Genomic DNA, 1,239 nt, shown 5'->3' with positions numbered 1-1,239 from the left:
GCTGATTCCGATGAAGCCGCCCCATTGTTCCGAGATGATTGCGCCCCCGGATTCCGGGATGATCTCGCCCCCTGTTTCATCGGGGTCTGCAGGCAGTAATTGTTGTCAGTTCGTTCGAGTAATGTGTCAAGCTTTGCGCGGCAGATTTCGTCGTAGGCTTTCTCCGCTGAGTTCGATGCGATGGGCATTGTGGACGAGACGGTCCAGGATGGCGTCGGCATAGGTGGGGTCACCGATGACACCGTGCCAGGCGGATACGGGGAGCTGGCTGGTAATGATCGTCGATCGGCGGCCGTAGCGGTCCTCAAGGATTTCCAAAAGATCGTGACGGGCCTGTTCGTTGAGCGGCTCGAGACCCCAGTCGTCCAGAATCAGGACCTGAACATGGCCCAGGGTGCGTTGCAGCCTGGCGTATCTGCCGTCACCGCGGGCGAGCGCGAGCTGTGCAAAGAGCCGAGGGACACGCTGATAGAGAACGGAACGGTCGTCACGGCAAGCCTTATGGCCAAGGGCACATGCCAACCAGCTCTTCCCGACGCCTGAGGGGCCGCATATGGCCAGATTGTCGTGAGCACCGATCCAGTCGCCCCCGAGCAGCTTCATGAAGAGCGCACGGTCGAGGCCGCGTTCGGCGCGATAATCGACATCTTCCGGGGTCGCCTGATGACGAAGCTTGGCGAACCTGAGACGCGCCGCAAGTTTGCGGTCGTAACGGGAACTCCATTCCCGCTCGAGCAGCAATCCGAGCCATTCGGCATGCGAGAGATGTTCGGCCTCGCCGTTGGCGACGAGTTCGCCGAAGGCTTTGGCCATGCCGGCCAGGCCCATGGCGTTCAGTCGATCAAGTGTTGGATGAGCAAGCATTCTTCGTTCTCCTTAGTGGTAATAGCGAGGTCCGCGGATGTTCTCGTGGTGGATCGGTTCGTGCGAGGCGGCTCCATTCGAACTCGCCGTCCGGTCGAGGTGGTTGTCGAGGATGGAGCGCACCGAACCATAGGTCCGGGCCCCGATCTCCAGCGCTCGGGCGCAAGCGGCATTGACCCTGTCGCGGCCAAAGCTCCTGCCGAGGCGGACAATCCCGAGGCAGGCGCGAAAGCCCTGCTCGGGATGCGGCCGGTCGGCAAGGATGCGCTCGCACAAGAGGTCGACATCCGGCCCCATGGCGGAGGCTTCGCGTCGAATGCGTTCGATCGTCCAGTCGGCAAAACGACGATGCGCCGAGGGCATATGATCGGGGAT

Annotated in this window: 1 protein-coding gene and 1 pseudogene; both read right to left on the bottom strand. The window is 61.9% G+C overall.

From position 1 onward, the window contains the following. Window positions 1-126 precede the first annotated feature (126 nt). On the bottom strand, window positions 127-864 hold the full coding sequence (gene istB / locus ACSQ3I_RS28115) for an IS21-like element helper ATPase IstB (protein ID WP_069456397.1): 738 nt from the start codon (window positions 862-864) through the stop codon (window positions 127-129). A 12-nt stretch (window positions 865-876) separates the two neighbouring features. Further along, window positions 877-1,239: pseudogene (locus ACSQ3I_RS28110) on the bottom strand (IS21 family transposase); the annotation flags it as partial.

It is taken from the genome of Rhizobium sp. LjRoot30 (assembly GCF_964253915.1).
In the GTDB taxonomy this organism is placed as follows: domain Bacteria; phylum Pseudomonadota; class Alphaproteobacteria; order Rhizobiales; family Rhizobiaceae; genus Metarhizobium.
Note: the sequence above shows the minus strand (reverse complement) of the source record. Positions and strands in the feature narration are given on the sequence as shown.